General features: G+C 52.5%; 29 protein-coding genes. 6 read left to right on the forward strand and 23 right to left on the reverse strand.

Annotated elements, in window-relative coordinates; all coding sequences use genetic code 11:
- Window position 1: 1 nt before the first annotated feature.
- From gntK to LG381_RS02740, 4 genes are all read right to left on the reverse strand, one after another.
- Window positions 2–529: a gluconokinase gene (gene gntK / locus LG381_RS02725; protein ID WP_000108328.1), complete on the reverse strand. Its 528-nt coding sequence runs from the start codon at window positions 527–529 to the stop codon at window positions 2–4.
- A 138-nt stretch (window positions 530–667) separates the two neighbouring features.
- Window positions 668–1,663, reverse strand: a complete 996-nt coding sequence (gntR, locus tag LG381_RS02730) for a gluconate operon transcriptional repressor GntR (protein WP_000730250.1) — start codon at window positions 1,661–1,663, stop codon at window positions 668–670.
- A gap of 93 nt (window positions 1,664–1,756) precedes the next feature.
- Window positions 1,757–2,452 carry a quercetin 2,3-dioxygenase gene (gene yhhW, locus LG381_RS02735; RefSeq protein WP_000639800.1) on the reverse strand — a complete coding sequence of 232 codons (696 nt, stop codon included), beginning with the start codon at window positions 2,450–2,452 and terminating at the stop codon, window positions 1,757–1,759.
- Window positions 2,453–2,574: 122 nt separating this feature from the next.
- Window positions 2,575–3,612 carry an oxidoreductase gene (locus LG381_RS02740; RefSeq protein WP_000236320.1) on the reverse strand — a complete coding sequence of 346 codons (1,038 nt, stop codon included), beginning with the start codon at window positions 3,610–3,612 and terminating at the stop codon, window positions 2,575–2,577.
- 475 nt (window positions 3,613–4,087) lie between these two features.
- Here LG381_RS02740 and yhhY point away from each other — a divergent pair, with 475 nt between their 5' ends.
- Window positions 4,088–4,576, forward strand: coding sequence for an N-acetyltransferase (gene yhhY, locus LG381_RS02745; protein WP_105290279.1), 489 nt, complete (start codon window positions 4,088–4,090; stop codon window positions 4,574–4,576).
- Window positions 4,577–4,636: 60 nt separating this feature from the next.
- On the opposite strand, the gene ggt is transcribed toward yhhY, so the two are convergent.
- Window positions 4,637–6,382, reverse strand: coding sequence for a gamma-glutamyltransferase (gene ggt, locus LG381_RS02750; RefSeq protein ID WP_222680849.1), 1,746 nt, complete (start codon window positions 6,380–6,382; stop codon window positions 4,637–4,639).
- A gap of 120 nt (window positions 6,383–6,502) precedes the next feature.
- Here ggt and LG381_RS02755 point away from each other — a divergent pair, with 120 nt between their 5' ends.
- On the forward strand, window positions 6,503–6,943 hold the full coding sequence (locus LG381_RS02755) for a DUF2756 family protein (protein WP_225761992.1): 441 nt from the start codon (window positions 6,503–6,505) through the stop codon (window positions 6,941–6,943).
- On the opposite strand, the gene ugpQ is transcribed toward LG381_RS02755, so the two are convergent.
- The 10 genes from ugpQ to livK all read right to left on the reverse strand — a co-directional run bounded on the left by ugpQ (window position 6,930) and on the right by livK (window position 17,244).
- Window positions 6,930–7,673, reverse strand: a complete 744-nt coding sequence (gene ugpQ, locus LG381_RS02760; RefSeq protein WP_085461346.1) for a glycerophosphodiester phosphodiesterase — start codon at window positions 7,671–7,673, stop codon at window positions 6,930–6,932. The two genes, LG381_RS02755 and ugpQ, sit on opposite strands and share 14 nt — an antisense overlap.
- On the reverse strand, window positions 7,670–8,740 hold the full coding sequence (gene ugpC, locus LG381_RS02765; protein WP_225761993.1) for a sn-glycerol 3-phosphate ABC transporter ATP binding protein UgpC: 1,071 nt from the start codon (window positions 8,738–8,740) through the stop codon (window positions 7,670–7,672). Before ugpC ends, ugpQ begins: the two co-directional genes overlap by 4 nt.
- Before the next feature lies 1 nt (window position 8,741).
- A complete protein-coding gene (ugpE, locus tag LG381_RS02770) occupies window positions 8,742–9,587 on the reverse strand; it encodes a sn-glycerol-3-phosphate ABC transporter permease UgpE (protein ID WP_000572164.1) in 846 nt (281 codons plus the stop codon).
- Window positions 9,584–10,471, reverse strand: a complete 888-nt coding sequence (gene ugpA, locus LG381_RS02775; protein WP_000099289.1) for a sn-glycerol-3-phosphate ABC transporter permease UgpA — start codon at window positions 10,469–10,471, stop codon at window positions 9,584–9,586. The genes ugpE and ugpA overlap by 4 nt, the downstream gene beginning before the upstream one ends.
- Before the next feature lie 221 nt (window positions 10,472–10,692).
- Window positions 10,693–12,009: a sn-glycerol-3-phosphate ABC transporter substrate-binding protein UgpB gene (gene ugpB / locus LG381_RS02780; RefSeq protein ID WP_000803181.1), complete on the reverse strand. Its 1,317-nt coding sequence runs from the start codon at window positions 12,007–12,009 to the stop codon at window positions 10,693–10,695.
- Between the two features lie 398 nt (window positions 12,010–12,407).
- Window positions 12,408–13,121, reverse strand: a complete 714-nt coding sequence (gene livF / locus LG381_RS02785; protein ID WP_225761994.1) for a high-affinity branched-chain amino acid ABC transporter ATP-binding protein LivF — start codon at window positions 13,119–13,121, stop codon at window positions 12,408–12,410.
- A gap of 1 nt (window position 13,122) precedes the next feature.
- A complete protein-coding gene (livG, locus tag LG381_RS02790; RefSeq protein WP_001075509.1) occupies window positions 13,123–13,890 on the reverse strand; it encodes a high-affinity branched-chain amino acid ABC transporter ATP-binding protein LivG in 768 nt (255 codons plus the stop codon).
- Complete coding sequence (livM, locus tag LG381_RS02795; RefSeq protein ID WP_225761995.1) at window positions 13,887–15,164, reverse strand: branched chain amino acid ABC transporter permease LivM; 1,278 nt, start codon at window positions 15,162–15,164, stop codon at window positions 13,887–13,889. The genes livG and livM overlap by 4 nt, the downstream gene beginning before the upstream one ends.
- Window positions 15,161–16,087 carry a high-affinity branched-chain amino acid ABC transporter permease LivH gene (gene livH, locus LG381_RS02800; protein ID WP_225761996.1) on the reverse strand — a complete coding sequence of 309 codons (927 nt, stop codon included), beginning with the start codon at window positions 16,085–16,087 and terminating at the stop codon, window positions 15,161–15,163. Before livH ends, livM begins: the two co-directional genes overlap by 4 nt.
- Window positions 16,088–16,134: 47 nt before the next feature.
- Window positions 16,135–17,244 (reverse strand): high-affinity branched-chain amino acid ABC transporter substrate-binding protein LivK, encoded by a 1,110-nt coding sequence (gene livK / locus LG381_RS02805; RefSeq protein ID WP_225761997.1) that lies wholly within the window; start codon window positions 17,242–17,244, stop codon window positions 16,135–16,137.
- A 422-nt stretch (window positions 17,245–17,666) separates the two neighbouring features.
- Here livK and panM point away from each other — a divergent pair, with 422 nt between their 5' ends.
- A complete protein-coding gene (gene panM, locus LG381_RS02810) occupies window positions 17,667–18,050 on the forward strand; it encodes an aspartate 1-decarboxylase autocleavage activator PanM (protein WP_000778811.1) in 384 nt (127 codons plus the stop codon).
- Here panM and ataT read toward each other — a convergent pair.
- The 7 genes from ataT to ftsY all read right to left on the reverse strand — a co-directional run bounded on the left by ataT (window position 18,047) and on the right by ftsY (window position 24,732).
- A complete protein-coding gene (gene ataT / locus LG381_RS02815; protein ID WP_032226690.1) occupies window positions 18,047–18,574 on the reverse strand; it encodes a type II toxin-antitoxin system toxin acetyltransferase AtaT in 528 nt (175 codons plus the stop codon). The two genes, panM and ataT, sit on opposite strands and share 4 nt — an antisense overlap.
- Window positions 18,575–18,580: 6 nt before the next feature.
- On the reverse strand, window positions 18,581–18,847 hold the full coding sequence (gene ataR / locus LG381_RS02820) for a type II toxin-antitoxin system antitoxin AtaR (RefSeq protein WP_225761998.1): 267 nt from the start codon (window positions 18,845–18,847) through the stop codon (window positions 18,581–18,583).
- A gap of 150 nt (window positions 18,848–18,997) precedes the next feature.
- Entirely contained in the window at window positions 18,998–20,101 is a 1,104-nt protein-coding gene (gene livJ / locus LG381_RS02825; protein WP_225761999.1) for a branched chain amino acid ABC transporter substrate-binding protein LivJ, read from the reverse strand.
- A 271-nt stretch (window positions 20,102–20,372) separates the two neighbouring features.
- Complete coding sequence (rpoH, locus tag LG381_RS02830; RefSeq protein ID WP_000130220.1) at window positions 20,373–21,227, reverse strand: RNA polymerase sigma factor RpoH; 855 nt, start codon at window positions 21,225–21,227, stop codon at window positions 20,373–20,375.
- 244 nt (window positions 21,228–21,471) lie between these two features.
- Window positions 21,472–22,530, reverse strand: a complete 1,059-nt coding sequence (ftsX, locus tag LG381_RS02835; protein ID WP_001042014.1) for a permease-like cell division protein FtsX — start codon at window positions 22,528–22,530, stop codon at window positions 21,472–21,474.
- Window positions 22,523–23,191, reverse strand: coding sequence for a cell division ATP-binding protein FtsE (ftsE, locus tag LG381_RS02840; RefSeq protein WP_000617723.1), 669 nt, complete (start codon window positions 23,189–23,191; stop codon window positions 22,523–22,525). The genes ftsX and ftsE overlap by 8 nt, the downstream gene beginning before the upstream one ends.
- Window positions 23,192–23,193: 2 nt before the next feature.
- Window positions 23,194–24,732 carry a signal recognition particle-docking protein FtsY gene (gene ftsY, locus LG381_RS02845; RefSeq protein WP_001040606.1) on the reverse strand — a complete coding sequence of 513 codons (1,539 nt, stop codon included), beginning with the start codon at window positions 24,730–24,732 and terminating at the stop codon, window positions 23,194–23,196.
- A 149-nt stretch (window positions 24,733–24,881) separates the two neighbouring features.
- Between ftsY and rsmD the strand changes: the two genes are divergently transcribed.
- Both rsmD and LG381_RS02855 read left to right on the forward strand, forming a co-directional pair.
- Window positions 24,882–25,478: a 16S rRNA (guanine(966)-N(2))-methyltransferase gene (gene rsmD, locus LG381_RS02850; protein ID WP_000743185.1), complete on the forward strand. Its 597-nt coding sequence runs from the start codon at window positions 24,882–24,884 to the stop codon at window positions 25,476–25,478.
- Window positions 25,468–25,737, forward strand: coding sequence for a DUF1145 family protein (locus tag LG381_RS02855; RefSeq protein WP_001517271.1), 270 nt, complete (start codon window positions 25,468–25,470; stop codon window positions 25,735–25,737). Before rsmD ends, LG381_RS02855 begins: the two co-directional genes overlap by 11 nt.
- A 2-nt stretch (window positions 25,738–25,739) precedes the next feature.
- On the opposite strand, the gene LG381_RS02860 is transcribed toward LG381_RS02855, so the two are convergent.
- Window positions 25,740–26,099: a DUF2500 domain-containing protein gene (locus LG381_RS02860; protein WP_000042879.1), complete on the reverse strand. Its 360-nt coding sequence runs from the start codon at window positions 26,097–26,099 to the stop codon at window positions 25,740–25,742.
- A gap of 141 nt (window positions 26,100–26,240) precedes the next feature.
- On the opposite strand from LG381_RS02860, the gene LG381_RS02865 reads away from it, so the two are divergent.
- Complete coding sequence (locus LG381_RS02865; RefSeq protein WP_000964714.1) at window positions 26,241–26,867, forward strand: lysoplasmalogenase; 627 nt, start codon at window positions 26,241–26,243, stop codon at window positions 26,865–26,867.
- Window positions 26,868–26,924 lie beyond the last annotated feature (57 nt).

Raw genomic sequence — 26,924 nt, forward strand, 5'->3', positions numbered from 1 at the left:
CTTATTTGCCTTTTTTGATAACCTCAATGGTGCTTGCCACAACACCTTCCAGTGGCTGATCGATATCCACCACCAGTACATCGGTTTCGTCCGCACCCGGTTCCTGCAGCGTTTCAAACTGCGTCACCAGCATTTGGGTTTTAAAGAAATGGCCTTTACGCGCTTTCAGGCGGCTTTCAATCACATCAAAATCACCTTTCAGGTAGATGAAAGAGAGATTCGGATTACCCGCGCGTAGCAGGTCGCGATAGTGCTTTTTCAGTGCAGAACAGACGATCAGCGACACTTTATTGGTGCGCTGCATAGCAAACGCGGCGTCGTTCAGCGCCTGCAACCAGGGTTTGCGATCGTCGTCATTCAGCGGTTCGCCAGACGCCATTTTTTCGATATTGCGCCGTGGATGGAGGAAATCGCCATCAAGAAACGCGGCATGAAGTTGATGCGCCACTTCACTGGCGACCGCAGATTTGCCGCTGCCCGATACGCCCATCAAGACGTAAATGTGGTGATCATGGTTAGTCGTGCTCAAAGTGGTGCCCCCACAATACAAGAATTAAAAATGTTACGGGTAACTGTTATCGGTAACATTGTCCAGCCGGACAAAATCAGAAGCAATATCCATCCGTGCCTTAAGTGTATAAGTGTGAGCTACTTCAAATTTGTGAGCTTAAATAGATCCGCCCGGTGACAAGGTGAAACCTAAATCTAACATTTTCGGTGTCACTGCTTCGCCACGAATACGCGCCAGCAGGCGTTCAGCGCCAATGCTGCCCATCCGCTCACGCGGTGTCAGCACACTCGCCAGCCGTGGCTCCATCACCTGACCAATATCGTGACCGTGGAAACCGGCAATCGCCATATCGTCAGGAATTTTCAGCCCCAAACGCTGACATTCAAACGCCGCGCCGACAGCCAGGTCATCGTTGGTACAGAACACGCCATCCAACTGTGGATATTCCCTCCGCGCCTGGCGAATCAGTTCAATACCTGAAGAGTAAGAAGAAGATTGTTCAACCATCACGCTATATGGCACCAGGCCTGCATCCAGCATCGCCTGTTCGTATCCCTTCTGTTTGATGATAGTACGTTCGTCGAGACGTGCGCCGAGATAGGCAATGTGACGATGCCCGCGAGCAATAATGGCGGTGGTCATCTGGCGTGCCGCTTCAAAGTTATCAAAACCGACGGCGATATCGAGGCACGGTGATTTACTGTCCATCAGTTCCACCACCGGAATACCTGCCACTTCAATCATCTTTAAGGTGCGCGGCGTGTGGGTACGTTCGGTGAGGATCAGCCCGTCGATATTCCAGGAGAGCATCGATTCGAGACGTTCTTGCTCCATTTCCGGTTTATAACCGTAGTGCGCCAGCATAGTCTGATAACCGTGCGCGTCGGTGACGCTTTCGATGCCGCGTAATACTTCCGCGAAAACCTGGTTGGTGAGAGAAGGTAACAGGACGCCAATTGCCCGGCTGGTAGCATTTGAGAGGATATCGGGCGCGCGGTTGGGAATATAACCCAGTTCATCAAGAGCGGCGGCAATCTTGCCGCGTAAGGCGACGGAGACCTGCTCCGGGTTGCGTAAAAAACGGCTGACCGTCATTTTGGTCACGCCTACACGGTCAGCCACATCCTGAAGTACGGGTCTTTTCTTTTTCATCGTCCTGAAGGGTACAAAAGGGATAGATTCCTTTAGTTTACCACGGACGCATCACAACCTTCCTGATTCCTCAGGAAGGTTTGTGAGATAAATTTAGACTGGCGGTAAATCGAACAGCAGGATTTCACTGTCGCTATCGGCGTGGACGGAGATTGCCTGCTCATCCCAGATTGCCAGACCATCGCTGGTAGAGGCTTTGACACCGTTAATGGTGACATTGCCTTTTACTACCTGGATCCAGACGCGGCGTTCAGCGGCAATCTGATGTATCGACTGCTCATCTTTTACCAGCGCCCAGCGGTAAAGTTCCATATCCTGATACACTTTCAGCGAACCATCACGCGCATCCGGCGAAAGAACCAGCTGTTTGCCCTGCACGGCATCAAAGCGACGCTGTTCATAACGCGGCGTAATCCCATTTTCTTCTGGCATGATCCAGATCTGATACAGATGCAGACGCTCGGTGCTGCTGGGGTTGTACTCTGAGTGACGAATACCCGTACCCGCACTCATTATCTGAAACTCGCCCGCCGGAACATGCTCTTTATTGCCCATGCTGTCCTGATGCTCAACAGTACCTTCCAGCACGTAGGTCAAAATTTCCATATCTTTATGTGGGTGAGTGCCGAAGCCCTGCCCTGCTTCAATCACGTCGTCGTTAATCACGCGCAGCGCGGAGAAGCCCATAAAATTCGGATCGTAATAGTTGGCAAAAGAGAAAGTGTGCCAGGAGTCCAGCCAGCCATGATTTGCATGACCACGTTCATTTGCTTTGCGTAAGTAGATCATTTGTATTCACCCCCTGAATGTTTTCGATGGGCTTAGTGTGGACCCGATCCGCCTGGGATGATAGAGGGTGAAAATTGACCCCTCTGTTCAAAAAAATTGAACTATTCGAGGAGCCATCAAACTTACTTCGCGAGAGTCACTGTGGAGGGAGAGACTTGTTCAAAACCGCGTTCAAGGATTTCCAGATTAGTAAGAACTTCAGATTCCTTGACGTAATTTGGTGCACCGGTGGTGATGGTTTGATGCAGCGCATCGTAGACGCGTCCGTAATCTCCCACCTCCGGCGTCATCTCTTCTCTTACCGTCACGCCCTCGTCATTGACATACTCCAGCACACCGACCGAATCATCCGCTGCGAATCCCGGTTCGCCCGGCATAATATTAGCCTTCAGGCTGGTTTCCTGCTGGTCGATACCGTATTTAATAAATGTACCTTTCTTACCATGAACGATAAATTTCGGATAATCGATTTTCACCAGATGGCTGGTTTTGACGATGGCTTTCAAATCACCATAAAACAACTGCGCTTCAAAGGTGTCGTCCGGATTGGCTTTATTACGCAGGCTGCGAATGTCGTAAGCCACATGATCCGGGCGACCGAACAGCGAGATAATCTGGTCGAGGGTATGCACGCCAAGGCCATAAAATGCACCATCTTGCGGCAGCCCCGGTTTAGTTTCTGCCACCGGGCGGTAGTAGTCAAAATGGCTTTCCACTTCAACAATCTCCCCCAGCTTGCCGCTTTCAATCGCTTTTTTCGCCGTCAGGAAGCAAGAATCAAAGCGGCGATTCTGATACGGCGTGACGGTCAGCCCTTTGCTTTTTGCCAGCGCAAACAGCTCTTTCGCCTGCGCAAGCGTAGGGGTGAACGGTTTTTCAACCAGCACATTTTTCCCGGCTTCCAGCGCGCGCTTCGCGTACTCGAAGTGGCTATCAGCGTGAGTGCAGACGACAACCAGCTTAACGTCAGGATCGTTTAATACTTCGTCGAGATCGCTGGTGAAATGGATATGCGAGTAGACAGGAGCCTGTTCTTCCGGCTTCGCATGGCGGCGGAAAATATGCGCGACATGCCAGCTATCCTTGCGGTTAAGTACATACGGCAGATGGTAACGGGTGGTGCTTTTGCCGAAGCCAATAAAGGCGCAGTTAATGACCATGATTTCGTCCTTTTATAAGGTGGTTAGTTACACCTTAACGCAAAGCGGACGTGGTTCCTATGCCTGTGCTTCAGTACGTCAGATTGTTGGCAAAGTGCACTTTGATCATGCCGGATGCGGCGTGAACGCCTTATCCGACCTACGGTTCGGGCACAGGTTTGTAGGCTGATAAGCGTAGCGCATCAGGCAATTTTGCATTTGTCTCAACACGAGCACTTCCCGTGGGCAAAATAGCAAGTCAGCCTGGCAGGAACGAAAGCAAAAAAAAGCCAGCACCCGGCTGGCTAAGTAATACTGGAAGCAATGTGAGCAATGTCGTGCTTTCAGGTTCTCCGCAAGGGTCTTCCTGATCGCGAGACAATAATAATCATTCTCATTCGCACTTGTCCAACACTTTTTGCAAAAAAATGCATTTGACTCGCATTTGAAAGTCAATGATGTTGAAAGGGACATTTACCCCAAAGAGGACAGAGGAATGAGTGAGATAGTGATACGCCACGCTGAAACGCGCGATTACGAGGCCATTCGGCAAATCCACGCCCAGCCGGAGGTGTATTACAACACGCTACAGGTGCCTCATCCTTCCGATCATATGTGGCAGGAGCGACTCGCCGATCGTCCCGGCATCAAACAGTTAGTCGCCTGTATTGATGGAACCGTCGTGGGTCATCTCACCATTGACGTGCAGCAACGCCCGCGCCGCAGTCATGTTGCCGATTTTGGTATCTGCGTCGACTCCCGCTGGCACAATCGCGGCGTCGCCAGCGCCCTGATGCGAGAGATGATTGAGATGTGCGACAACTGGCTGCGGGTAGATCGCATTGAACTAACCGTGTTTGTCGATAACGCCCCGGCAATTAAGGTCTATAAAAAATACGGTTTTGAGATTGAAGGAACTGGTAAAAAGTACGCGTTGCGAAATGGTGAATATGTCGATGCGTATTTTATGGCGCGGGTGAAGTAAAGAATTTGCAATCTAAGTTGGTCATTTAAGCCCTCACCTACCGGAAGAGGGCTTAAGATATTAATACCCCGCCGTTAAATCATCCACCGAGCGCGGGTCGGATGCGCCGTACAACTCACCGTCCGGCCCAACCATAATGCTTTGTGTGCTACCCATCGCCTCTTTCAGCGCCACTTTCTGACCTTTTTCTTCCAGCAGCTTGAGCGTATCCGGGCTAAATCCTTTCTCGACACGCAGCTCGTCTGGCAACCACTGATGGTGGAAACGCGGCGCATTGGTCGCTTCGGCAACGTTCATTCCGTAATCGATACTGTTCACTACCATTTGCAGCACAGTGGTGATAATCCGGCTCCCGCCTGGGCTGCCAGTCACCAGCCAAGTTTTACCGTCTTTCACCACAATGGTTGGTGACATCGACGACAGCGGACGTTTGTTCGGCCCGACGGCGTTAGCATCACCGCCCACCAGCCCGTAAACGTTCGGCACACCCGGTTTGGCGGAGAAATCATCCATCTGGTTATTAAGCAGAATACCGCTCTCGCCCGCGACAATACCCGTACCGAAGGTGGTGTTCAGCGTATAGGTCACCGCCACCGCGTTACCGTCTTTATCCACCACTGAGTAATGGGTTGTTTGATTGCTCTCATAAGGCGCAAGTTTGCCTGGGCGAATTTCGCTGGACGGTTTCGCTTTGTTGATATCAATTTGATCGGCAATGGATTTGGCATAGGCTTTATTGGTCAGCGCCTGCCACGGTACTTTGACAAAATCCGGGTCGCCAAGATATTCCGAGCGGTCGGCGTAGGCGTATTTCTCAGCTTCAGCCATGATTTGCATCGCGTCGGCACTGCCAAAGCCGTATTTCTTCATATCGAAGTTTTCCAGGATATTGAGGATTTGTACGATATGGATCCCGCCGGAGGATGGCGGTGGCATGGAGTAAACCTGATACCCGCGATAATCGCCGCTTATTGGTGTGCGTTCGACCGCTTTATACGCTGCTAAATCCTCTTTGGTAATTAAGCCGCCGTTTTTCTGCATCTCCTGGGCAATCTGTTCCGCTATCTTGCCTTTGTAGAATTCGTCCGAGCCGTTTTCAGCAATCATCTCCAGACTCTTTGCCAGATTCGCCTGTACCAGCTTGTCGCCCTTTTTCAGCGGCTCGCCCTCTTTCCAGAAGATAGCCTTGCTGTTTTCGTGATTCGGCAACACTTCGCTACCGTAGGTTTTGAGATCGTCAGCCAGCGCGTCATTAACGATAAAACCATCGCGTGCCAGTTTAAACGCCGGCTGCACCACTTTATTTAACGGCATAGTGCCGTACTTCTCCAACGCCAGCGAGAAACCTGCGACCGTACCGGGCGTACCGGAGGCCAGATGCGAAGTGAGTGATTTTTTGCTGTCCGGATTGCCCTGGTCATCGAGAAACATATCGCGGGTCGCTTTGGCGGGTGCCATTTCGCGGAAATCGATAGCGGTTGTATTGCCATCCTTAGTGCGGATCAGCATAAAACCGCCGCCGCCCAGATTCCCCGCCTGCGGATGCGTTACCGCCAGCGCATACCCCACTGCCACGGCAGCATCAACGGCATTACCACCTTCTTTAAGGATATCCACCCCCACCTGAGTGGCAGTAGCATCCACAGACGCCACCATCCCCTGCTTCGCGCGCACCGGATGGAAGACATCTTCCTCCACGCCATACGAGACCGGCGGCGGCGCAGGTGGCGCGGCAACAACACTAAAACAACTTCCTGAGAGCAGAGCAGCAATGGCCACCCGGCGTAAAAACGTCGGTTTTATCATCGTTATTCTCCAGTTATGTGTGGGGCAACCCCAGCTAAGCCTGGTATATAACTCTGAATTAATCATCGTTTTGCCGGGAAGCGAGTAAACTTAAAGGATATCTTCAGAGGAGGATACGCGATGAAACGACTTCTGCTTTTGACGGCACTCCTGCCGTTCGTCGGCTTTGCACAGCCCATTAATACTCTGAACAACCCTAACCAGTCGGGGTATCAGATCCCCAGTCAGCAACGGATGCAAACCCAGATGCAGGCCCAGCAAATCCAGCAAAAAGGGATGCTGAATCAGCAACTGAAAACGCAGACGCAATTACAGCAGCAACATTTAGAAAATCAGATTAACAGTAACTCGCAGCGGGTATTGCAGTCGCAGCCGGGGGAGCTAAATCCCGCCCGGCAGCAAATGCTGCCCAACACCAACGGCGGGATGTTAAACGGCAACCGTAATCCGGATAACTCGCTGAATCAGCAGCATATGCTGCCGGAGAGGAGAAACGGCGACATGCTGAATCAACCCAGCACGCCGCAGCCTGATATTCCGTTGAAAACTATTGGGCCGTAAAGTTCGGATCAATCACGTCAATCGCATCGGTACAAATGCAATCCACGCCCCAGCGCAGCAACTCTGCCGCGCGCTGGGGTTTGTTGACGGTATACACCAGAATCCGTAATCCGGCGTCTTTCAACTGCCTCACTCGCGTTTTATCGAGCAACTTATGATTGAGATGAATAGAGACGCAGCCCAGCCGCATAGTCAGTTCTCGCCAGTCGTCGCGCCACTCATCAAGCAACAAACCGCGCGGCAGTTCCGGTGCAGCCTGTTGTGCAGCTTCTAAAGCATCAATCTCAAACGATGACAGCAGCGGCGGCGTCATAGCAGTCCAAAGTTCACGCGCCGCCAGCGCCACCATTTTGCCCGTTAATGACCCGGTGCCAGTGGTGGGTTTGATTTCGATATTCGCCATCATCCCGTGTTCGCGGCAGCGTTCCGCCACCTGCGAAAGCAAGGGCAGCGGCTCGCCTTTAAACGCTTTGCTGTACCAACTGCCTGCATCCACGCGCAGTAAATCCTGCCAGTTTAGTTCGCCTGCTACGCCCCAGCCGTTGCTGGTACGCTCGAGATTATCGTCATGGAGCAAGAAGATCTCGCCATCTTTCGATAACTTCGCGTCAAATTCGATCATCTTATGACCGTATTTTGCCCCCACATCGATTGCCGCCAGGGTGTTTTCTGGAGCCAGTTTACCGCCGCCACGATGGGCGACGATGCGAGGATAAGGCCAGTTACTCATACTCGTTGTCCTGTTTCACCATCAAAAAGATGTAGCTGATTTTCTGGCAGATGCAGCCGCAGCGTACTGCCTGCCGTCGGGCGCTCCTGATGCGCCAGTCGTACCACCAGCTTCTGTTCGCCCCAGCGTCCGTGCGCCAGGTTATCTGCGCCGAGGATCTCCAGCGTGTCCATCACCAGCGGCACGCCGCCTTCTGCCTGCGAGCTTAACGCAATATGTTCCGGGCGAATACCGAGGGTCATTTTACGTCCGGCATACTGCCGGTAGCCACCGTTTAGCGGCAGCGCGATACCGCCGTCCAGTTCGAAGTACGTGCCTTCGTTATTCACGCGGCCTGTCAGCAGGTTCATCGCTGGACTGCCGATAAAACTCGCCACAAACAGGCTGGCGGGCTTTTCATACACTTCAACCGGCGTGCCAATCTGTTCGGCAACGCCGCCGTTCATCACCATCACCCGCTGAGCGAGCGTCATCGCCTCAACCTGATCGTGAGTAACGTAGAGTGAAGTCGTTTTCAGGCGACGGTGCAATTGCTGCAACTCAAGGCGCATCTGCACGCGCAGCTTGGCATCAAGGTTCGAGAGCGGCTCATCAAACAAAAATACCGCCGGATCGCGCACAATCGCGCGCCCCATTGCCACGCGCTGGCGCTGCCCGCCGGAAAGCTCACGCGGGCGGCGCTTAAGCAGGCCGTCCAGTTCCAGAATGCGTGCCGCTTCTTGAACGCGCTCGGCAATTTGCTGCTTGCCCATGCCGCGAATTTTCAGCCCCCACGCCATGTTTTCTTCGACGCTCATATGCGGATAAAGCGCGTAGTTCTGGAACACCATCGCAATCCCGCGATCTTTCGGCTCCATTTCGGTCACACGCTCATTGTTGATCCAGATATCGCCTTCCGTTACCCGCTCCAGCCCGGCAACCATGCGCAGCAGCGTCGATTTCCCGCAGCCAGACGGCCCGACCATCACGATAAATTCGCCATCCGCCACATCAAGGGTCAGCGGTTTAATGACCTGGGTTTTGCCATCCCAGCTTTTGGTTACTGCCTGTAATTTCAGTCCTGCCATCTTATTTCTCACTATCGACCAGGCCGCGCACGAAGGCACGCTGCATCACTAAAACAATCACCACCGGAGGGATAAGCGTTAACAACATCGCCGCCATTACCGAGTTCCATTCCGTGGTGCCTTCGCCTGTGGCAATCATCCCTTTGATCCCTGCAACGGTAGTGCCGAGATCAACGTCGGTAATAATCAGCAGCGGCCACAGATACTGGTTCCAGCCGTAGATAAAGGTGATCACAAACAGCGCCGCCAGATTGGTTTTCGACAACGGAAAAACAATGTCGCAAAAGAAGCGCATTGGCGACGCGCCGTCGATCCGCGCGGCTTCCACCAGCTCATCCGGCAGCGTCATAAAGAACTGGCGGAACAGGAAGGTGGCGGTCGCCGAGGCCATCAGCGGCAGCGTTAAACCTGCATAGCTGTCGAGCATCTTCAGATTGGCAATGACTTCTACCGTCGGGAAAATACGCACTTCAACCGGCAGCATCAGGGTGATAAAAATCATCCAGAAGAAGAGGTTACGCAGCGGAAAACGAAACCAGACAATAGCAAATGCCGAAAGCATCGAGACGGTAATTTTGCCGAGCGTAATGCTGAACGCCATCACAAAGCTGTTAAGCAACATCCGCCAGAACGGCGCACTATTCGTGCCTACCCCGTTCACCCAGATGTTGTGGATGTTTTCCAGTAGATGTGTGCCAGGAATTAGCGTCATCGGCGCGGCGTAGACAGCTTGTTTATCCAGCGTTGCCGCGACAAACGCCACGTACAGCGGGAAGAGGATCACCGCGATCCCGAGGATCAGCATGGTATGGCTGAATATCGTCAGCCACGGACGGTTCTCAATCATTGGTAACGCACCTTGCTTTCAACATAGCGGAACTGCACCACCGTCAGCACGATGACGAGGAACATCAACACCACCGACTGCGCGGCAGACGAAGCCAGATCCAGTCCGGTAAAGCCTTCACGGTAGATCTTATAAATCAGCGTCGTGGTAGCCTGAACCGGCCCGCCGGACGTGGCGGCGTCGATCACCGGGAAGGTGTCGAAGAAGGCGTACACCAGGTTCACCACCAGCAGGAAGAAACTCACCGGGGCGATAAGCGGCAGCGCGATCTTAAAGAAGCGGCGAATTGGGCCTGCGCCGTCGATGGCTGCGGCTTCGATCAACGAACGGGGAATGGATTGCAGCGCGGCATAGAAGAACAGAAAGTTATAGCTGATTTGCTTCCACACCGAGGCAAACACCACCAGGAACATCGCCTGACCGCTGTTTTGCGCGTGGTTCCAGTCGTAGCCGAACTCAGCGAGAAAATGAGTGATCAGCCCACGACCGGGGTTAAACAGGAAGATCCACAATACGGCGGCAACGGCGGGTGCCACAGCGTAAGGCAGCAGCATTAAGGTTTGATAGAAACGGCTGCCGCGCACGATGTACTCCACCAACGCCGCAAAGAACAGCGACACCAGCAAACCACTGACGGTGACAAAGGTGCTGAATTTTATCGTCGTCCAGAAGGAGTCGAGATAGTAGCTGTCATGAAACAGCGTGACGAAGTTATCCAGACCGACAAACTGGCTGGAGAAACCAAACGGATCGACGCTTTGTAGCGAGTACCACAACGCTTCGCCCGCAGGCCAGATAAAAAAGATAACGGTGATGATGAGCTGCGGCGCGACCAGCAAATAGGGCAGCCAGCGCGAGCGGAACACCGGACGGGATGATGACATAAATAAACTCTTCGTGTTGTGTTCCCCTCACCCCGGCCCTCTCCCCAAAGGGGCGAGGGAGAAAAGCGGTGCGGCGTTTTGCCATTGAGTCAACTTCGCTCTACCACGCCGGGTGGTTCCCTTCGCCTTCAGAACGAAGTGACAAACCGACACGGCACTTTTCCACCACGCCGATCGGTCCCCTCTCCCTTAGGGAGAGGGTTAGGGTGAGGGTAAGAGAATTAAGACTTCGTAGACTGCTCAAAGCGGCGCAGTAACTGATTCCCACGCTCAACGGCAGTATCCAGCGCCTGCTGTGGCGTCTTCTTGCCGGTCCACACGCTCTCCAGCTCTTCATCCACAATCACGCGGATCTGCGGCATGTTGCCCAGACGCAGCCCTTTGGTGAACGGCAACGGCGGTTTGTTCAGCATCTGACGCGTCGCGGTATCCGCCCCTGGGTTTTTCTCATAAAAGCCCTGCTCACGGGTCAGGTCATACGCCGCCTTGGTAATTGGCAGATAACCGGTTTTCTGATGCCACTCAGCAGCGTTTTCTGGCTTCGCGAGGAAGTCGAGGAACTTCGCCACGCCGGTATACGTTTCTTTATCTTTGCCCTGCATCACCCACAGGCTGGCTCCGCCGATAATGGCATTTTGTGGCGCATCTTTCGCGTCAGCGTCGTAAGGCATCATGCCTACGCCATAGTTGAATTTGGCGTACTCGCGAATGTTGGCAAGCGAACCGGAAGAGGCGGTGGTCATCGCGCAATCACCGTTATAGAACTTCTCGGTGGATTCATCCTTACGCCCGACGTAGCTGAAATCACCCTTCTTGTTCATCTCTTCGAGCATGGCGATGTGTTTCACCTGCTCCGGCTTGTTGAACTCCAGCACCGCGTCCGTGCCGTCAAAACCGTTGTTTTTGCTGGCAAACGGCAGACCGTTCCAGGCGCTAAAGTTTTCCAGTTGGATCCAGCCCTGCCAGCCGCTGGCGTAGCCGCACTTCATACCGGAGGCTTTCAGTTTTGCGGCATAGTCCGCCAGATCCTGCCAGGTTTTCGGCGGCTGTTCCGGGTCTAATCCTGCTTTCTTGAAGGCGTCTTTGTTGTAATAGAGTACGGGGGTCGAGCTGTTGAACGGCTGGGAGAGTAAGTGGCCCGTTTTGCTGTCGGAGTAGTAACCGGAAACCGTCGGCACAAACTGCGACTCATCGAAGTTAATCCCCGCCTCTTTAAACACGTCATATACCGGTTTAATGGCTTTCGACGCCATCATGGTGGCGGTGCCAACTTCATAAACCTGCAAAATAGCCGGCGCGTTGCCGGTACGAAATGCGGCAATCCCCGCGCTTAAATTCTGTTCGTAGTTGCCTTTGTAGGTCGGTACAATTTTGTAATCCGGGTTTTCGGCGTTAAAACGTTGAGCCAGAGAATCCACCTCTTTACCCAGTTCCCCTTCCATAGAATGCCAGAACGGAATGGTCGTCACTGCCTGTGCATTCCCCATTAACGCCAGTCCGAGCGCCAGTGCTGAAGCTGTATAATGTAACGGTTTCATCGTTTATCTCTCTTGTTGTACCGAATGCGCGAATTCACGCGTTTTATGCTCGCGGGGTAACATGACATGCTCGAATTACAGAAAAATAACTTTTTTGTTACATTTGTAAGATAGTAAGGTGTCAGAAAGATGACAAGGCAGTGACGGCGCGGGTGAGGGAAAATGGGAGATGGGACACGGATAAGCGGGAAAATATAGAAGGTCTGAATCAAACTCTACAGATTGCTCATCGTTTCATGCCGGATGCAGCGTAAACGCCTTATCAGGCCTACAAGATCGTACAAATTCAATATATTGCAACTCACCCAGTAGGCCTGATAAGCGCAGCGCATCAGGCATTTTTACATTTGTCAGCTGTCTCAAAGGAGTCTTTTGACTCCTTATCAATCAACGTGTTATTACCCGCCTAAATACGCGCTTCTCACCGCTTCGTTCGCCAGCAGCGCGTCGCCGGTATCGGAGAGCACCACATGGCCGTTTTCCAGCACGTAGCCGCGATCCGCCAGCTTTAGCGCCTGGTTGGCGTTCTGCTCGACGAGGAAGATAGTCATCCCCTGCTCGCGCAGCTGCTCGATGGTGTCGAAAATTTGCTGGATGATAATCGGCGCAAGGCCGAGCGATGGCTCATCAAGCAACAACAAACGCGGGTTGCTCATCAGCGCACGACCAATCGCCAGCATCTGCTGTTCACCGCCGGACATGGTGCCCGCCCGCTGAATACGGCGCTCATGCAGACGCGGGAACAGCTCATACACCCACTTTATGCGCTCCTGAAACTGGTCGCGTTCGGCAAAGAAGCCGCCCATTGCCAGGTTCTCTTCCACCGTCATTCGTGAGAAGACACGACGCCCTTCCGGGACAATCGCTACCGCTTCGCGCATGATTTTCGCCGTCTGCCAGTCGGTAATGTCTTTATCATCAAACACAATTCGCCCGTTGGTGGCGCGCGGATCGCCGCATAACGTACCAAGCAAGGTGGTTTTCCCCGCCCCGTTCGCGCCAATGAGGGTGACAATCTCGCCCTGATTGATATGCAGGCTCACCTCATGCAGCGCCTGGATTTTGCCGTAGTGGGCGCTGACTTTGTCAAAGGACAACATGACTTTTTCCATCTTATGCCTCACCTAAATAGGCACGGATCACGTCCGGGTTATTACGGATCTGCTCCGGCGTGCCGTTTGCCAGTGGCGTCCCCTGATTGACCACGTAAATTCTGTCTGAAATCCCCATCACCAGCTTCATATCGTGTTCAATCAACAAGATAGTGGTGTTGTGATGGTTACGCAGTTCGGCAATCAACTCATCCAGCTCTTTGGTCTCTTTCGGATTAAGACCTGCCGCCGGTTCGTCGAGCATTAAAATCTCCGGCTGCGTCACCATGCAGCGGGCAATCTCCAGGCGACGCTGGTCACCGTAGGCCAGGTTACTCGCCTGACGGTTAGCGTGTTCCAGCAAACCAATGCGCTCAAGCCAGGTTGCGGCTCGATCGAGCGCCTCACTTTGGGCACGACGGAAAGAAGGCGTTTTCAACAGGCCAGAGAACAGCCCGGTTTTCAGTTGCTGATGCTGCGCCACCAACAGGTTTTCAATTACCGTCATTTCGCGGAACAGACGCACGTGCTGAAAAGTACGCACCACCCCCATACGGGCGATTTGCTGACCCGCCAAACCTTCCAGATGCTGATCGCGCAGTAAAATGGTGCCGCCAGTGGGTTTGTAGAATCCGGTCAGGCAGTTAAAGACCGTGGTTTTTCCGGCACCGTTAGGGCCGATTAACGAGACGATCTCCTGCGGGTACAGTTCGAGATTGACGTTATTCACCGCCAGCAGGCCGCCGAAGCGCATCATCAGGCCGTTAACAGATAATAATGGCTGATTCATGCCTGCTCTCCTTTCGCTGCGCCGTTTTTCAGCTTGAGTTGCGGGCGCGTCATGGGCAGCAAGCCCTGCGGACGCCAGATCATCATCAGCACCATCAAACCACCGAGCATTAACATGCTGTATTCGTTGAAATCACGCATCAACTCGCGCGACACCACCAGCAAAATTGCCGCCAGGATCACCGCGAACTGCGACCCTATGCCACCGAGCACCACTATCGCCAGCACAAATGCCGATTCGGCAAAGGTGAAGGATTCCGGGCTGACAAAGCCCTGACGCGCCGCAAACAGCGTTCCGGCAAAACCCGCAAACGCGGCGCTGATGGTAAAGGCGGTCAGCTTGATACGACGTGGGCTTAAGCCCAGCGAACGGCAGGCGATCTCGTCTTCACGCAACGCTTCCCACGCACGCCCCAGCGGCATCCGCAGCAGGCGGTTAATGACGAACAAAGAGAACACTACCAGCAGCAAGGCCACCAGGTAGAGGAAGATGACGCGATCGGAGGGATCGTATTTCAGGCCAAAGAAATTACTGAACGTATCCCAGCCGCCTTCGCGGGCGGTACGGCTGAACTCCAGGCCGAAGAAGGTCGGTTTAGGGATCTGGCTGATACCGTTCGGACCACCGGTAATTTCGGTGTTATTGAGCAGCAATATGCGCACAATTTCGCCGAAACCGAGGGTAACGATCGCCAGATAATCACCACGCAAACGCAGCACCGGGAAGCCGAGCAGGAAGCCCGCCGCCGCTGCCATTAATCCGGCAATCGGCAGGCAAGTCCAGAAGCCAAGGCCGTAATAGTGATTGAGCAGCGCAAAGGTGTAAGCGCCGATGGCGTAAAAGCCGCCGTAACCGAGCACCAGCAAACCAGAAAGCCCTACCACCACGTTCAGCCCGAGGCCGAGGATAATGTAGATCATGGTCAGAGTGGCAATATCCACCGTCCCACGTGACACCATAAACGGCCATGCCACCGCAAGCACCAGCAGCGCCACGAGGAACAGCTTTTGCTTCACCGTGGAACCATCAATCGCTGGCAGAATAAACTTCGGCCCTGAAACGCTTTTTAGCCCTTTCTGGAAAGCGGGTCGCACAAGCTGGAAGAAAAAGACCACCGCCGTGCCAATAAACACCCACTGCCAACGGATGTCCGAAGCACTGTCAACCACCAGTTTGGTGCCATCCAGTTCCAGTTGCACGCCCATAAAGATGCCCGCCAGAACAAAGAACATAGCGGCAGAAAGCAGCGCCATTGCAATATGCATCGGTTTCATACTTTCTCTACCTCCGGGCGACCCAGAATACCTGTCGGCATCACCAGCAGAACCAGAATCAGTAAGGCAAATGAGACCACATCTTTATATTCCGTACTCAAATAAGCCGAAGAGAGCGCCTCCGCAATCCCCAGAATCACCCCGCCAATCATCGCCCCCGGAATACTGCCAATCCCACCGAGCACCGCTGCGGTAAAGGCTTTCATCCCGGCCATAAAGCCGATGTAGGGGTTAATCACGCCGTAGAACTGACCGAGCAGAACGCCCGCCACCGCCGCCATCGCCGCGCCAATCACAAAAGTCAGCGCAATCACCCGGTCGGTGTTGATGCCAAGCAGGCTCGCCATTTTCAGATCTTCCGCGCAGGCACGACACGCGCGCCCCATGCGGGAATAGCGAATGAAAATCGTCAGCGCCAGCATGGCGAGGAAGGTAACAATCCAGATCACCGCCTGCATGGTAGTAATAGAGGCAGAGAAGTTTTCGCTATGCCCCACCACCCACTGACCGTTAAACAGGCTGGGCAGCGCCACGTCGCGCGAACCTTCGGTCAGGCTGACGTAGTTTTGCAGGAAGATGGACATGCCGATTGCAGAAATGAGGGCAATCAGGCGCTTAGAGTTACGTACCGGGCGATAGGCCACCCGTTCGATACTCCAGCCGTAGGCGCTGGCAATGACGATTGCGCCGACAAATCCCGCCGCTACCAGCAGCCAGCCGGTATCAATGCCCATCATCATCAGTGCAGCGATGATCATAAAGGAGACGTAGCTGCCAATCATGTAAACCTCGCCGTGGGCGAAGTTGATCATGCCGATAATGCCGTAAACCATGGTGTAGCCGATGGCTATCAGCGCGTAGGTACTGCCCAGCGTGACGCCGTTAAACATCTGCTGCAAGAAATACAAAAACTGCTCAGACATAAGGTAACCTTTCTAAACCCGCCCGCATTTCACGGACGGTGGGATGATCACTTGGCTGCCGTGGATGAACCGTCGGCGTGCCACTGGAAGACACCAAAATCAAATCCCTTCAGATCGCCTTTTTCATCCCAGTTCAGCGGCCCAATCACGGTGTTTGCACCGTTAGCTTTTAAATCTTTCACCAGTGTCAGCGGCTCATCGCTGCTGGTACGCTCAAGGGCAGTTGCCAGAGATTGCACCGCCGCATAGGTGATCCAGACATAAGGTCCGGACGGATCTTTCTTGTCCGCTTTCAGCGCATCAACGATGCCTTTGTTTACCGGATCCTGGTCATAGCGTTTTGGCATGGTGACCAACATGCCTTCGGCGGCATCGCCGGCAATGTTCGACAGCGACGCATTACCTACACCTTCCGGCCCCATAAACTGAGTATTCAGGCCAACGGAACGCGCCTGGCGCAGCATCTGCCCCATTTCCGGGTAGTAACCACCGTAGTAAACAAAGTCGATGTTTTCTTTTTTCAGGCGGGCGATCAGCGCGGAGAAATCTTTCTCGCCAGCGGTAATGCCGTCGAAGAAGACGACGTTGGCGTTAGCCGCTTTCAGCCCGTCCTGCACCGAACGCGCCAGCCCTTCGCCATACTGTTGTTTGTCGTGAATGATGGCGATGCGCTGAGGCTTCACCGTCTCAACAATGTATTTTGCCGCCGTTGGCCCCTGGGAAGAGTCCAGCCCGGCAGTACGCATGATGTGTTGATAACCGCGTTGAGTCAGCTCCGGGTTAGTCGCCCCCGGCGAGATCATCAGGATACCTTCATCTTCATAGATATCTGACGCAGGTTGGGTAGAAGAGGAACACAGATGGCCAATAACGTATTTAATGCCGTCGTTAACGATTTTGTTGGCGACCGCAACGGCTTGTTTTGGGTCGCAGGCGTCGTCATATTCCACGCCAACCAACTTATCGCCCTTAATTCCCCCTTTGGCATTAATGTCTTTAATCGCCTGACGCGCGCCGTTAAATTCCATATCACCCCACTGGGCAATCGGGCCGGACATCGCGCCGACAACGGCAACTTTAATATCGTCGGCTAAAGCAGTGTGTGAAATTGCCAGTGCAATCATCCCTGCGATGATAGTTTTCGCATTCCGTTTCATAGTCAAAAATCCCCACTCGTAATGTTGTGTTGCTTTGTTTTTTATGTGTTAACAAATCAGACTGTTCTTTTTTATACTGCGCTGTTTTTGCCTGTCCGATTAAGGGTTTAGCGCAGTTTTTGTGATGATATCGATTAAAATCTATATTTTTCAGTCGATTAAGAACAGATAATATTCTGAATTAATTGATAGATAAACAGAAAAAAGCGCCGTTGTCAGCATAAAATAACGGTACAAAGGGCGGAATAATTCACTACCATTCAGGGGATTATGCTGGACAATTTTCATTCTATAATGTTTTTAATTTGTAATTATTGCTGAAAAAAAATTAATCACCTGCCAAAAGAAATAAAAAAGAGAAAGCCTCCGATTAAATTATTTCGCTACACTGGTTCCACTTTTGTGATTTGTACGGGTTCCCCATGAAGCTGACCATCATTCGATTAGAAAACTTTAGCGACCAGGATCGGATTGACCTGCAAAAGATCTGGCCGGAGTATTCTCCTTCCTCTTTACAGGTTGACGATTCCCACCGTATTTACGCCGCGCGTTTTAACGAGCGCCTGCTCGCTGCCGTGCGAGTAACCTTAAGCGGCACCGAGGGAGCGATGGATTCCCTGCGTGTACGGGAAGTCACCCGCCGACGCGGCGTAGGGCAATATCTGCTGGAAGAAGTGTTACGTGATAATCCCGGCGTTTCATCCTGGTGGATGGCGGATGCTGGCGTGGAAGATCGCGGCGTGATGACAGCGTTTATGCAAGCACAGGGGTTTACGGCACAGCAGGGCGGTTGGGAGAAGCGTTAATCACTCTGTGTAAAAAGCAGTTCTATGGATTTGGTTGGGAAAAATAACGCATTTTCGTTTTCTCCGACCAACGGGATAAAGCCCAGCGACTGATAAAACGTATGGGCTTTTTCATTCAGCGCCTCGACAAAAAGACCGTGAATACCTACCGCTAAAGAGGCTGACCAGACGACTTTCATGGCATGAGCAACCAGTGTTGCTCCCCATCCCTGCCCCTGTATTGAACGATCAATTGCCAGACGCCCAAGAGTGACGCTGGGAATATTTTTGTAGGGAATTTTTTTCTGTTTCGATTTCGAGGGCAATGCGGCTCGTTCAAAACAACTGCCGGATAATGTGTAATATCCCAGGACCTGACGTTCTGCCGTGTTGGCACGAAGGATGTACGCTCGCAGAATTTTATTGCGATGCTGACGAACCAGATGTGTCGTCAGAAAGAGATTTAAGGCTTCCTCGCCGCAGTCGAATCGCTGTAGATCATAATCTGCATCATCGGTCAGAATCTCTATCGTCAGATCATCCATAAATTATTACATTCCCTGAAGACGTTTTGCCGCACGTTTTAACTTTTCACCTGGTGACGGCGGATTACTCAGCGCATCCATCACCCGCGTCCAGGACTCCTCATTAAGGATCACTCGCCGATGCTGTTCAATCACTTCTGCAGCCCGCTGCGAGGCACTACTCAACATAAATTGGCTGACGGACTGATTAGATATCGCCGCCGCTTCCTCAATTAGACTTTTGTCATCGTCAGTTAAACGCAGATCGATACGCTGCTTTTTAACAGCAGACATGTAAACTCTCCTGCTACTTATAAATATGTACGGAATTCTACCGTACATTAAGCATATCCTGGATTGTTTAATCTTTCTACAACCATTTCGACAAACACAAAAAAACCCGATGGCGGTTCAGCTCATCGGGCATTTTCATTTATCTATCTGTTACTTCGCATCGGTCGCCGTGCCGTTGGCGTGCCAGTCAAACACACCGAACTCAAAGCCTTTCAGGTCACCTTTCTCATCCCAGGTCAGTGGCCCCATCACCGTATCAACCGAGTTCGCTTTCAGGTATTTGGCGATTTCAGCCGGATCGTCAGACTGATTCAGGCCCGCCTGCAAAGATTGCAGCGCGGCGTAGGTGGTCCAGACGAATGCGCCGCTTGGATCCTGTTTTTTCGCTTTGATCGCGTCAACAATCGGTTTGTTCGCCGGAACCTGATCGTAGTTCTTCGGCTTGGTCACCAGCAGTCCTTCCGCTGACTCGCCCGCGATATTAGACAGCGAGACGTTAGCCACACCTTCCGGCCCCATAAACTGAGTTTTCAGCCCCGCCGCGCGCGCCTGACGCAGGATCTCCCCCATTCCCGGGTGATAACCGCCGTAGTAAACGAAGTCGATATTCTCTTTCTTCAGGCGTGCCACCAGCGTCGAGAAATCTTTTTCCCCGGCGGTGATGCCATCAAAGAACACTACGTTAGCATTGCCTTTCTTCAGGCCGTCCTGCACCGCACGCGCCAGACCTTCGCCGTACTGTTGTTTGTCGTGAACGATAGCAATACGCTGCGGTTTCACTTTCTCAAGAATATATTTTGCCGCCGTCGGCCCCTGGTCGGAATCCAGACCGGTGGTGCGCAGGATCAGCTGATAGCCACGGGCAGTCAGCTCTGGCGCGGTTGCCGCTGGGGTGATCATTAAAATGCCTTCGTCTTCATAAATGTCAGACGCTGGCTGTGTTGATGAAGAACAGAGGTGACCAATGACATATTTAATGCCGTCGTTAACCACTTTGTTCGCCACGGCTACGGCCTGTTTCGGGTCACAGGCATCGTCATATTTTACGATTTGCAGTTTGTTGCCTTTAACGCCGCCTTTGGCGTTGATATCCGCAACCGCCTGTTCTGCGCCAGTAAACTCCTGGTCACCATACTGTGCCACCGGACCAGACATTGCGCCCACGACGGCGACTTTAATATCTTCTGCCAGAGCCATATTGCTGAATGCCAGCGCGATACATCCTGCCAGTAACGCTTTACCCTTTATGTTCATCCTGAGAATCCCCATTCTTCTGGTTATTACGTGTGTTGTGATGTTGTTGTTCAGCACTTTATTTCGTTTTATGCATGACTACCCGTGCTTTAGCAGCATACTCTGCTAAAACATACCCGATTTTTATGATATTGGAATAGCTATTTTGACAGTTTATTAACAATCTGCGTGGGGATTGGCGTTTTGCCGGAGGGGGGAATTGATTATTGTAGAGGCCCAAAAAACAAAAACCCCGGACTCTCATCCAGGGTTCTCTGCTTAATAGCGGAAATTACGCTTCAATGGCAGCGCGAAGTTTTTTCATCGCGTTCTTTTCCAGCTGACGTACACGTTCAGCGGAAACGCCGTAACGGTCAGCCAGTTCCTGCAACGTAGATTTGTTATCTTCGTCCAGCCAGCGCGCGCGGATGATATCCTGGCTACGCTCGTCCAGACCCTGCATCGCGTCGGTCAGACGGTTTGCCGCCTGCTCTTCCCAGTTATCATCTTCAATGCCGTCGGCAAAGTTAGATGATTTATCCTGCAAATAAAGCACCGGAGCCATCGGCTGGCTGTCTGAATCGTCGTCGGAAGACATGTCAAAAGTCATGTCCTGTGCCGCCATACGCGATTCCATCTCACGGACGTCTTTGCTGGTTACGCCCAGTTCTCGGGCCACCATTTCGACTTCATCCTGGTTAAACCAGCCCAGACGCTGCTTGGTTTTACGCAGGTTGAAGAACAGTTTGCGCTGCGCTTTGGTGGTCGCAACTTTGACGATACGCCAGTTACGCAGAACGTATTCGTGGATCTCTGCTTTGATCCAGTGAACGGCGAAGGAGACCAGGCGCACACCCACTTCCGGGTTGAAACGGCGCACTGCTTTCATCAGGCCGATGTTACCTTCCTGAATCAAATCCGCCTGTGGCAGGCCATAGCCCGCATAATTACGAGCAATATGAACAACAAACCGCAGGTGAGACAGGATCAGCGTTTTAGCTGCTTCCAGATCGCCATGGTAATGCAGCTTTTCAGCCAGCGCCCGCTCCTCGTCAGCCGACAACATCGGCCACGCGTTAGCTGCCCGGATGTAGGAATCCAGGTTGCCAACAGGGGCTAAAGCTAAACTTTGCATTTTGTCAGTCATTCAAATCCTCTCAATCGATATCTTCTGGCGCTTCAGTGGTAGCAACAACTGTGCCAGAGCTTAAGAGCAACGAGATTATCATTCACAGTTTTATCAGACCGTGATTTTATCCACAAGTTCAATGCTGTCTTGTGAATAAATTACGCACAAAATGTGACATAGAGATGAAATACCGGGAAGAGACAACGGGGTCTCTTTCCCTGCTACGGAACCCATTGCAGGGAAAGAGTATAACACGATTTTATTATTCCGGCGTAAAGTGCCGTAAATGTTGTACCGTGGCAAGCCATGCTGCCACCCAGCCAATCATCGAACACACCAGCAGCAGCAGCAGGCATTCATCGAACGATAACCCATTGATATCAAACTTCGTTCCGAATACCTGCGCCACTTCCGCAACCGCCGATGACAAACGCAGCACCAGAATTTCTGACAAAATTAATGACAGTAATGCGCCCGAAAATCCCAGCAGCGCGCCACCATACAGGAACGGGCGAAGTATGAAACCATCCGTCGCGCCAATCAGTTTCTGCACGTTGATGGAGTCGCGGCGGGCAAATATGCTCAGACGCACGCTGTTGCCGATAACCAGGAACACTGCCGCCACCATCAGCACGCCGATCATCGCCGAAACACGCCCTACCAGCCCAGTCAGTGCGGTCAGACGGGCAAACCAGCTATCGTCCATTCGTACTTCATCGATGCCGTTAATTTGCGTGATGCGATCACGCAACGTATTCAGCGACTCCGTCCCCTGAAAATCGAGTTTTGGGATCACCACCGCCACAGCCGGAAGCGGGTTTTCCTCCAGCATGTCCAGCGCGCCGCCAAAACCAGACCAGTTACGGAACTCGCCCAACGCGTCCTCACGAGAAAGATAGTTCACTTTCTCCACGCCCTGTTCGGCCTGTAACTGTGCCACCACACCCGCTGCTGCGTCATCGTCCAGCGTTTTTTGCAGATAAACGGTGATTTGCGGTGAGGGATAATACTGCGTCGCCGCCTGGTTAACGTTTTTGTACACCATGTAGCAGACGCTTGGCAGCGTCAGGGAAATGGCGATGACCATCACCGTTAAAAACGTAGCGAACGGTTTGCTTTTGAGATCCTGCAAAGCGCCGTGGAACGCATAACGCACCTGTTCGTTGAAAACGTTAGTTTTGCGATTTACCGGTTTTGGCGAGGATTTCGGGCGTTTCGGCGCGTTACGACCACCGTCGCCTGAGCCGCCGACCGATTTACGGAAGCGATCCAGACGTCCGCCAAACTGCCGGATATGATTGATTGCATCGCGCTTATTCATGGCCCACGCCTCCATGCAAGTGACCATCGCTCAGGGTGAGCATACGATAGGAACGCCGCGAAATCAGGTTGATGTCGTGCGTTGCCATCAATACCGTTACCCCAACGCGGTTAAACTCTTCAAACAGGCGTAAAATTCCTTCCGACAGCGCGTCGTCAAGGTTACCGGTCGGTTCGTCCGCCAGCAGTACCGCTGGTTTGTTAACCACCGCGCGGGCAATGCCAACGCGTTGTTGTTCACCGCCAGAAAGCTGAATCGGAAAGTTCTTCGCTTTGTCCAGTAGCCCGACTTTATCCAGCGCCGCCGATACACGACGACGAATATCGTCACCGCTGGCACCGGCGATAATCAACGGGATCGCCACATTATCGTAGACAGTACGATCCATCAGTAGATGGTGATCCTGGAAAATCATGCCAATCTGGCGGCGCAGAAACGGAACTTCACGGTTTTTCAGACGCGTGATGTCATGGCCGCTAAACCAGATTTTCCCGGCGCTGGGCCGCTCAATCCCACAGATCAGCTTCAGGAGGGTACTTTTCCCTGCACCGGAATGACCGGTCAGAAACGCCATCTCACCCGGCTGCATATGGAACGTAACGCCCTGCAGCGCCTGTCTCCCACCGAGATAAGCCTTGCTGACATGTTCAAAGCGAATCATTGTTAATCCTCTCGGGCAAAAAGTGCCTCTATAAAGTCGTCCGCCTTAAACGGACGCAAATCCTCAATACGTTCGCCGACACCAATATAGCGAATAGGAATACCAAACTGGTCAGCCACCGAGAAAATTACTCCGCCTTTCGCCGTGCCGTCCAGTTTAGTTAACGTGATGCCGGTTAAGCCGACGGCTTCATGGAACAGTTTGGCCTGGCTTACCGCATTCTGCCCGGTGCTGGCATCGATAGTCAGCATAACTTCATGCGGCGCTTCAACGTCGAGTTTCTTCATCACGCGGACGATTTTCTTCAGCTCTTCCATCAGGTGCGATTTGTTCTGCAAGCGTCCGGCTGTATCGGCAATCAGGACATCAACATTACGCGCCTTAGCGGCCTGAATAGCGTCGAAGATAACTGAGGCGGAATCCGCGCCGGTATGCTGGGCAATCACCGGAATATTGTTGCGCTGACCCCAGACCTGAAGCTGTTCAACCGCTGCTGCACGGAAAGTATCGCCCGCCGCCAGCATGACCGATTTACCTTGTTGTTCAAACTGACGCGCCAGCTTACCGATAGTCGTGGTTTTACCCACGCCATTGACGCCTACCATCAGAATCACGAACGGTGTTTTACCTTCGACATTCAGCGGTTCATCGACCTTCGCCAGAATCTCACCCATCTCTTCTTTCAGCAGACCGTAGAGCGCCTCAGCATCGCGAAGCTGTTTGCGGGTCGCGCCTTCAGTCAGATTGGTGATGATTTTGCGCGTGGTTTCCACGCCCACATCGGCGATGAGCAATTGCTCTTCCAGCTCTTCAAACAGATCATCGTCGATTTTTTTACCACGGAACAGGCTGATAAATCCGGAACCGAGGTTTTCTTTAGTTTTCAGCAGGCTGCGTTTCAGGCGAGCGAAGAAACCTTCTTTGGTTGGTTTTTCCTGCTCCTGGGCTACCTCTTCCACCGGCTGATCTTCTTCTGCCGGAGGAACGACCATCACCGCCTCTTCTGCCGCTTCAGCGGCCAGCGCCTGTGCTTCCAGCTCTTCGTCGGTGATTTCTTCTTTCGCTGCTTGTTCTTCCGCCGCTTCGACAATCTCCACGGTTTCCGCTTCGGCCTGCCACTCTTCTGGCGAAACTTCTTCGACTTTAACGTCTTCTGGCAGCGGCAGCTCTTCACGCTCGATAGCCACTGGCTCTGGCGTGACTTCAGGTTCAACTACCGACGCTGGCGTTTCTTCAACTATCGGCTCCGGTTCTGCAATAACTTCCGGCTCGACAACCGCTTCAGGTTGCGCTTTTTCACTTTCAACAACCTGTTCAGTGACTTCCACAACGTCGGCAGCAAAAGTTTCCGCCTCAGCTTCAGTATGCGCCTGCGGCTGTTCTTCAACGGGTTGTTCAGCAACTTTCGCAGGCTCTTGCGCCTGGACGATTTCTTCTACAACCGGTTGTTCGTTTTGGGTTTCTGTCTCTTTTTCCGGGGTCTGCTCTTTTTGACCAAAGCCCAGCCAGGAAAAAAAGCCACGTTTTTTTTCTTTCGCCATCTGCGACTACACTCCTCGCTGTTGCTTCATGGCACAGCGTTAACGCTATGTACATAGCAGCTAAAAAAATGATGAAATAGTCTACCACTTAACTTAATCCACATCACCGCCTGCAAGTATGTGTTATCTGGCGGATTGAGCAATTTACCATGAAAAAACCGAATCATTCCGGCAGCGGTCAAATCCGCATTATTGGTGGGCAGTGGCGAGGCCGTAAACTCCCGGTTCCTGATAGCCCAGGTCTACGTCCTACCACCGATCGCGTGCGCGAAACGCTGTTTAACTGGCTGGCGCCGGTCATTGTTGATGCGCAATGCCTGGACTGCTTCGCAGGTAGCGGTGCGCTGGGGCTGGAAGCCTTGTCACGCTACGCTGCGGAAGCTACGCTGGTTGAGATGGATCGCGCGGTATCTCAGCAATTAACCAAGAATCTCGCGACGCTGAAAGCAGGCAATGCGCGAGTCGTGAACACCAATGCGATGTCTTTTCTAATGCAAAAAGGAACGCCGCATAATATTGTGTTTGTTGACCCTCCGTTCCGCCGTGGCTTGCTGGAAGAAACCATTAATTTACTGGAAAACAACGGTTGGCTGGCTGATGAAGCCTGGGTATATGTTGAAAGTGAAGTAGAAAATGGCCTGCCCGCCGTTCCTGCCAACTGGTCGTTATATCGCGAAAAAGTGGCTGGTCAGGTCGCTTATCGGCTGTATCAGCGTGAAACACAAGGAGAAAGTGATGCTGATTAATATTGGACGTTTGTTAATGCTCTGCGTTTGGGGATTTTTGATCCTCAATCTTTTTCAACCATTCCCACGCCCGCTGAATATTTTCGTTAACGTGGCGCTGATTTTTACCGTGCTGATGCATGGTATGCAACTGGCGCTGTTAAAATCGACCTTGCCGAAAGATGGCCCGCAGATGACCACCGCCGAAAAGGTGCGTATTTTCCTTTTCGGCGTGTTTGAACTGCTGGTCTGGCAGAAGAAATTTAAAGTTAAAAAATAATCTTATTTGTCGCCAACAAAGCTGACAAAGCGCGTTCCTTTATAGCTCAGTGTACCTTTATCGCCCACTGTCAGGGCATGGTACTGCTGGGCGTCGAGGCGGAACGTCTGCTCCAGTCCGCCGCTTTGCGGTTTGAAGCTCGCCTCATAGCGCATACTGGTGCCTGCCGGAGTCACTTCCTGCTGGCGCGAACGTCGATCGTTAATCGGTTTTTCCCGCTTGTTACTCACCACCACCAGCTTTTGCTGGAGCGGTGCCATATCATTATCAGCTTTTTCCCGCCGCTGTTGCATAAAACGAAACGATGCGGCGACGATAATTAAGCCAATGATAACAATAAAGAAAAGAGGTGGTTTGCTCATCTTTATCCCTCATCGGAAAATGCGGAAATAAGCATACCCTGCCAGTTATGGTGTTGTCATCCGTCCATCCTCGCCACTAAACTGAATAGCAAGACCGTAGGCATTCCGCTTACGAAAAAATAACGAATTCAAGGAACTAAGATGCTTTGGTCGTTTATCGCTGTCTGTCTTTCCGCATGGCTATCTGTGGATGCATCGTACCGTGGGCCAACCTGGCAACGCTGGGTATTTAAACCGTTAACCCTTCTTCTCCTGCTATTGCTGGCGTGGCAAGCGCCGATGTTCGACGCTATTAGCTATCTTGTGCTGGCGGGGCTGTGTGCCTCACTGCTGGGCGATGCGCTAACGCTATTGCCACGTCAGCGTCTGATGTACGCTATCGGCGCATTTTTCCTCTCACACCTGTTGTACACCATCTATTTCGCCAGCCAGATGACGCTCTCTTTCTTCTGGCCTCTGCCACTGGTACTGCTGGTTCTGGGCGCGCTATTGCTGGCCATTATCTGGACGCGTCTGGAGGAGTTCCGTTGGCCTGTCTGTACTTTTATCGGTATGACGCTGGTGATGGTGTGGCTGGCAGGTGAATTGTGGTTCTTCCGCCCGACGGCTCCGGCACTCTCGGCCTTTATGGGCGCTTCGTTGCTGTTTATCAGTAACTTTGTCTGGCTGGGTAGCCACTATCGCCGCCGCTTCCGTGCGGATAACGCTATTGCTGCGGCTTGCTACTTTGCCGGTCACTTCCTCATCGTCCGCTCGCTGTATCTCTGATAAAACTTGACTCTGGAGTCGACTCCAGAGTGTATCCTTCGGTTAATGAGAAAAAAC

This window comes from Escherichia sp. Marseille-Q3837 (assembly GCF_916618735.1).
GTDB lineage: Bacteria > Pseudomonadota > Gammaproteobacteria > Enterobacterales > Enterobacteriaceae > Escherichia > Escherichia ruysiae.

Coding starts and splice junctions, on each gene's coding strand:
- gntR (WP_000730250.1), bottom strand. CDS start 1,663: ATGAAAAAGAAAAGACCCGTACTTCAGGATGTGGCTGACCGTGTAGGC.
- yhhW (WP_000639800.1), bottom strand. CDS start 2,452: ATGATCTACTTACGCAAAGCAAATGAACGTGGTCATGCAAATCATGGC.
- LG381_RS02740 (WP_000236320.1), bottom strand. CDS start 3,612: ATGGTCATTAACTGCGCCTTTATTGGCTTCGGCAAAAGCACCACCCGT.
- yhhY (WP_105290279.1), top strand. CDS start 4,088: ATGAGTGAGATAGTGATACGCCACGCTGAAACGCGCGATTACGAGGCC.
- ggt (WP_222680849.1), bottom strand. CDS start 6,382: ATGATAAAACCGACGTTTTTACGCCGGGTGGCCATTGCTGCTCTGCTC.
- LG381_RS02755 (WP_225761992.1), top strand. CDS start 6,503: ATGAAACGACTTCTGCTTTTGACGGCACTCCTGCCGTTCGTCGGCTTT.
- ugpQ (WP_085461346.1), bottom strand. CDS start 7,673: ATGAGTAACTGGCCTTATCCTCGCATCGTCGCCCATCGTGGCGGCGGT.
- ugpC (WP_225761993.1), bottom strand. CDS start 8,740: ATGGCAGGACTGAAATTACAGGCAGTAACCAAAAGCTGGGATGGCAAA.
- ugpE (WP_000572164.1), bottom strand. CDS start 9,587: ATGATTGAGAACCGTCCGTGGCTGACGATATTCAGCCATACCATGCTG.
- ugpA (WP_000099289.1), bottom strand. CDS start 10,471: ATGTCATCATCCCGTCCGGTGTTCCGCTCGCGCTGGCTGCCCTATTTG.
- ugpB (WP_000803181.1), bottom strand. CDS start 12,009: ATGAAACCGTTACATTATACAGCTTCAGCACTGGCGCTCGGACTGGCG.
- livF (WP_225761994.1), bottom strand. CDS start 13,121: ATGGAAAAAGTCATGTTGTCCTTTGACAAAGTCAGCGCCCACTACGGC.
- livG (WP_001075509.1), bottom strand. CDS start 13,890: ATGAATCAGCCATTATTATCTGTTAACGGCCTGATGATGCGCTTCGGC.
- livM (WP_225761995.1), bottom strand. CDS start 15,164: ATGAAACCGATGCATATTGCAATGGCGCTGCTTTCTGCCGCTATGTTC.
- livH (WP_225761996.1), bottom strand. CDS start 16,087: ATGTCTGAGCAGTTTTTGTATTTCTTGCAGCAGATGTTTAACGGCGTC.
- livK (WP_225761997.1), bottom strand. CDS start 17,244: ATGAAACGGAATGCGAAAACTATCATCGCAGGGATGATTGCACTGGCA.
- panM (WP_000778811.1), top strand. CDS start 17,667: ATGAAGCTGACCATCATTCGATTAGAAAACTTTAGCGACCAGGATCGG.
- ataT (WP_032226690.1), bottom strand. CDS start 18,574: ATGGATGATCTGACGATAGAGATTCTGACCGATGATGCAGATTATGAT.
- ataR (WP_225761998.1), bottom strand. CDS start 18,847: ATGTCTGCTGTTAAAAAGCAGCGTATCGATCTGCGTTTAACTGACGAT.
- livJ (WP_225761999.1), bottom strand. CDS start 20,101: ATGAACATAAAGGGTAAAGCGTTACTGGCAGGATGTATCGCGCTGGCA.
- rpoH (WP_000130220.1), bottom strand. CDS start 21,227: ATGACTGACAAAATGCAAAGTTTAGCTTTAGCCCCTGTTGGCAACCTG.
- ftsX (WP_001042014.1), bottom strand. CDS start 22,530: ATGAATAAGCGCGATGCAATCAATCATATCCGGCAGTTTGGCGGACGT.
- ftsE (WP_000617723.1), bottom strand. CDS start 23,191: ATGATTCGCTTTGAACATGTCAGCAAGGCTTATCTCGGTGGGAGACAG.
- ftsY (WP_001040606.1), bottom strand. CDS start 24,732: ATGGCGAAAGAAAAAAAACGTGGCTTTTTTTCCTGGCTGGGCTTTGGT.
- rsmD (WP_000743185.1), top strand. CDS start 24,882: ATGAAAAAACCGAATCATTCCGGCAGCGGTCAAATCCGCATTATTGGT.
- LG381_RS02855 (WP_001517271.1), top strand. CDS start 25,468: ATGCTGATTAATATTGGACGTTTGTTAATGCTCTGCGTTTGGGGATTT.
- LG381_RS02860 (WP_000042879.1), bottom strand. CDS start 26,099: ATGAGCAAACCACCTCTTTTCTTTATTGTTATCATTGGCTTAATTATC.
- LG381_RS02865 (WP_000964714.1), top strand. CDS start 26,241: ATGCTTTGGTCGTTTATCGCTGTCTGTCTTTCCGCATGGCTATCTGTG.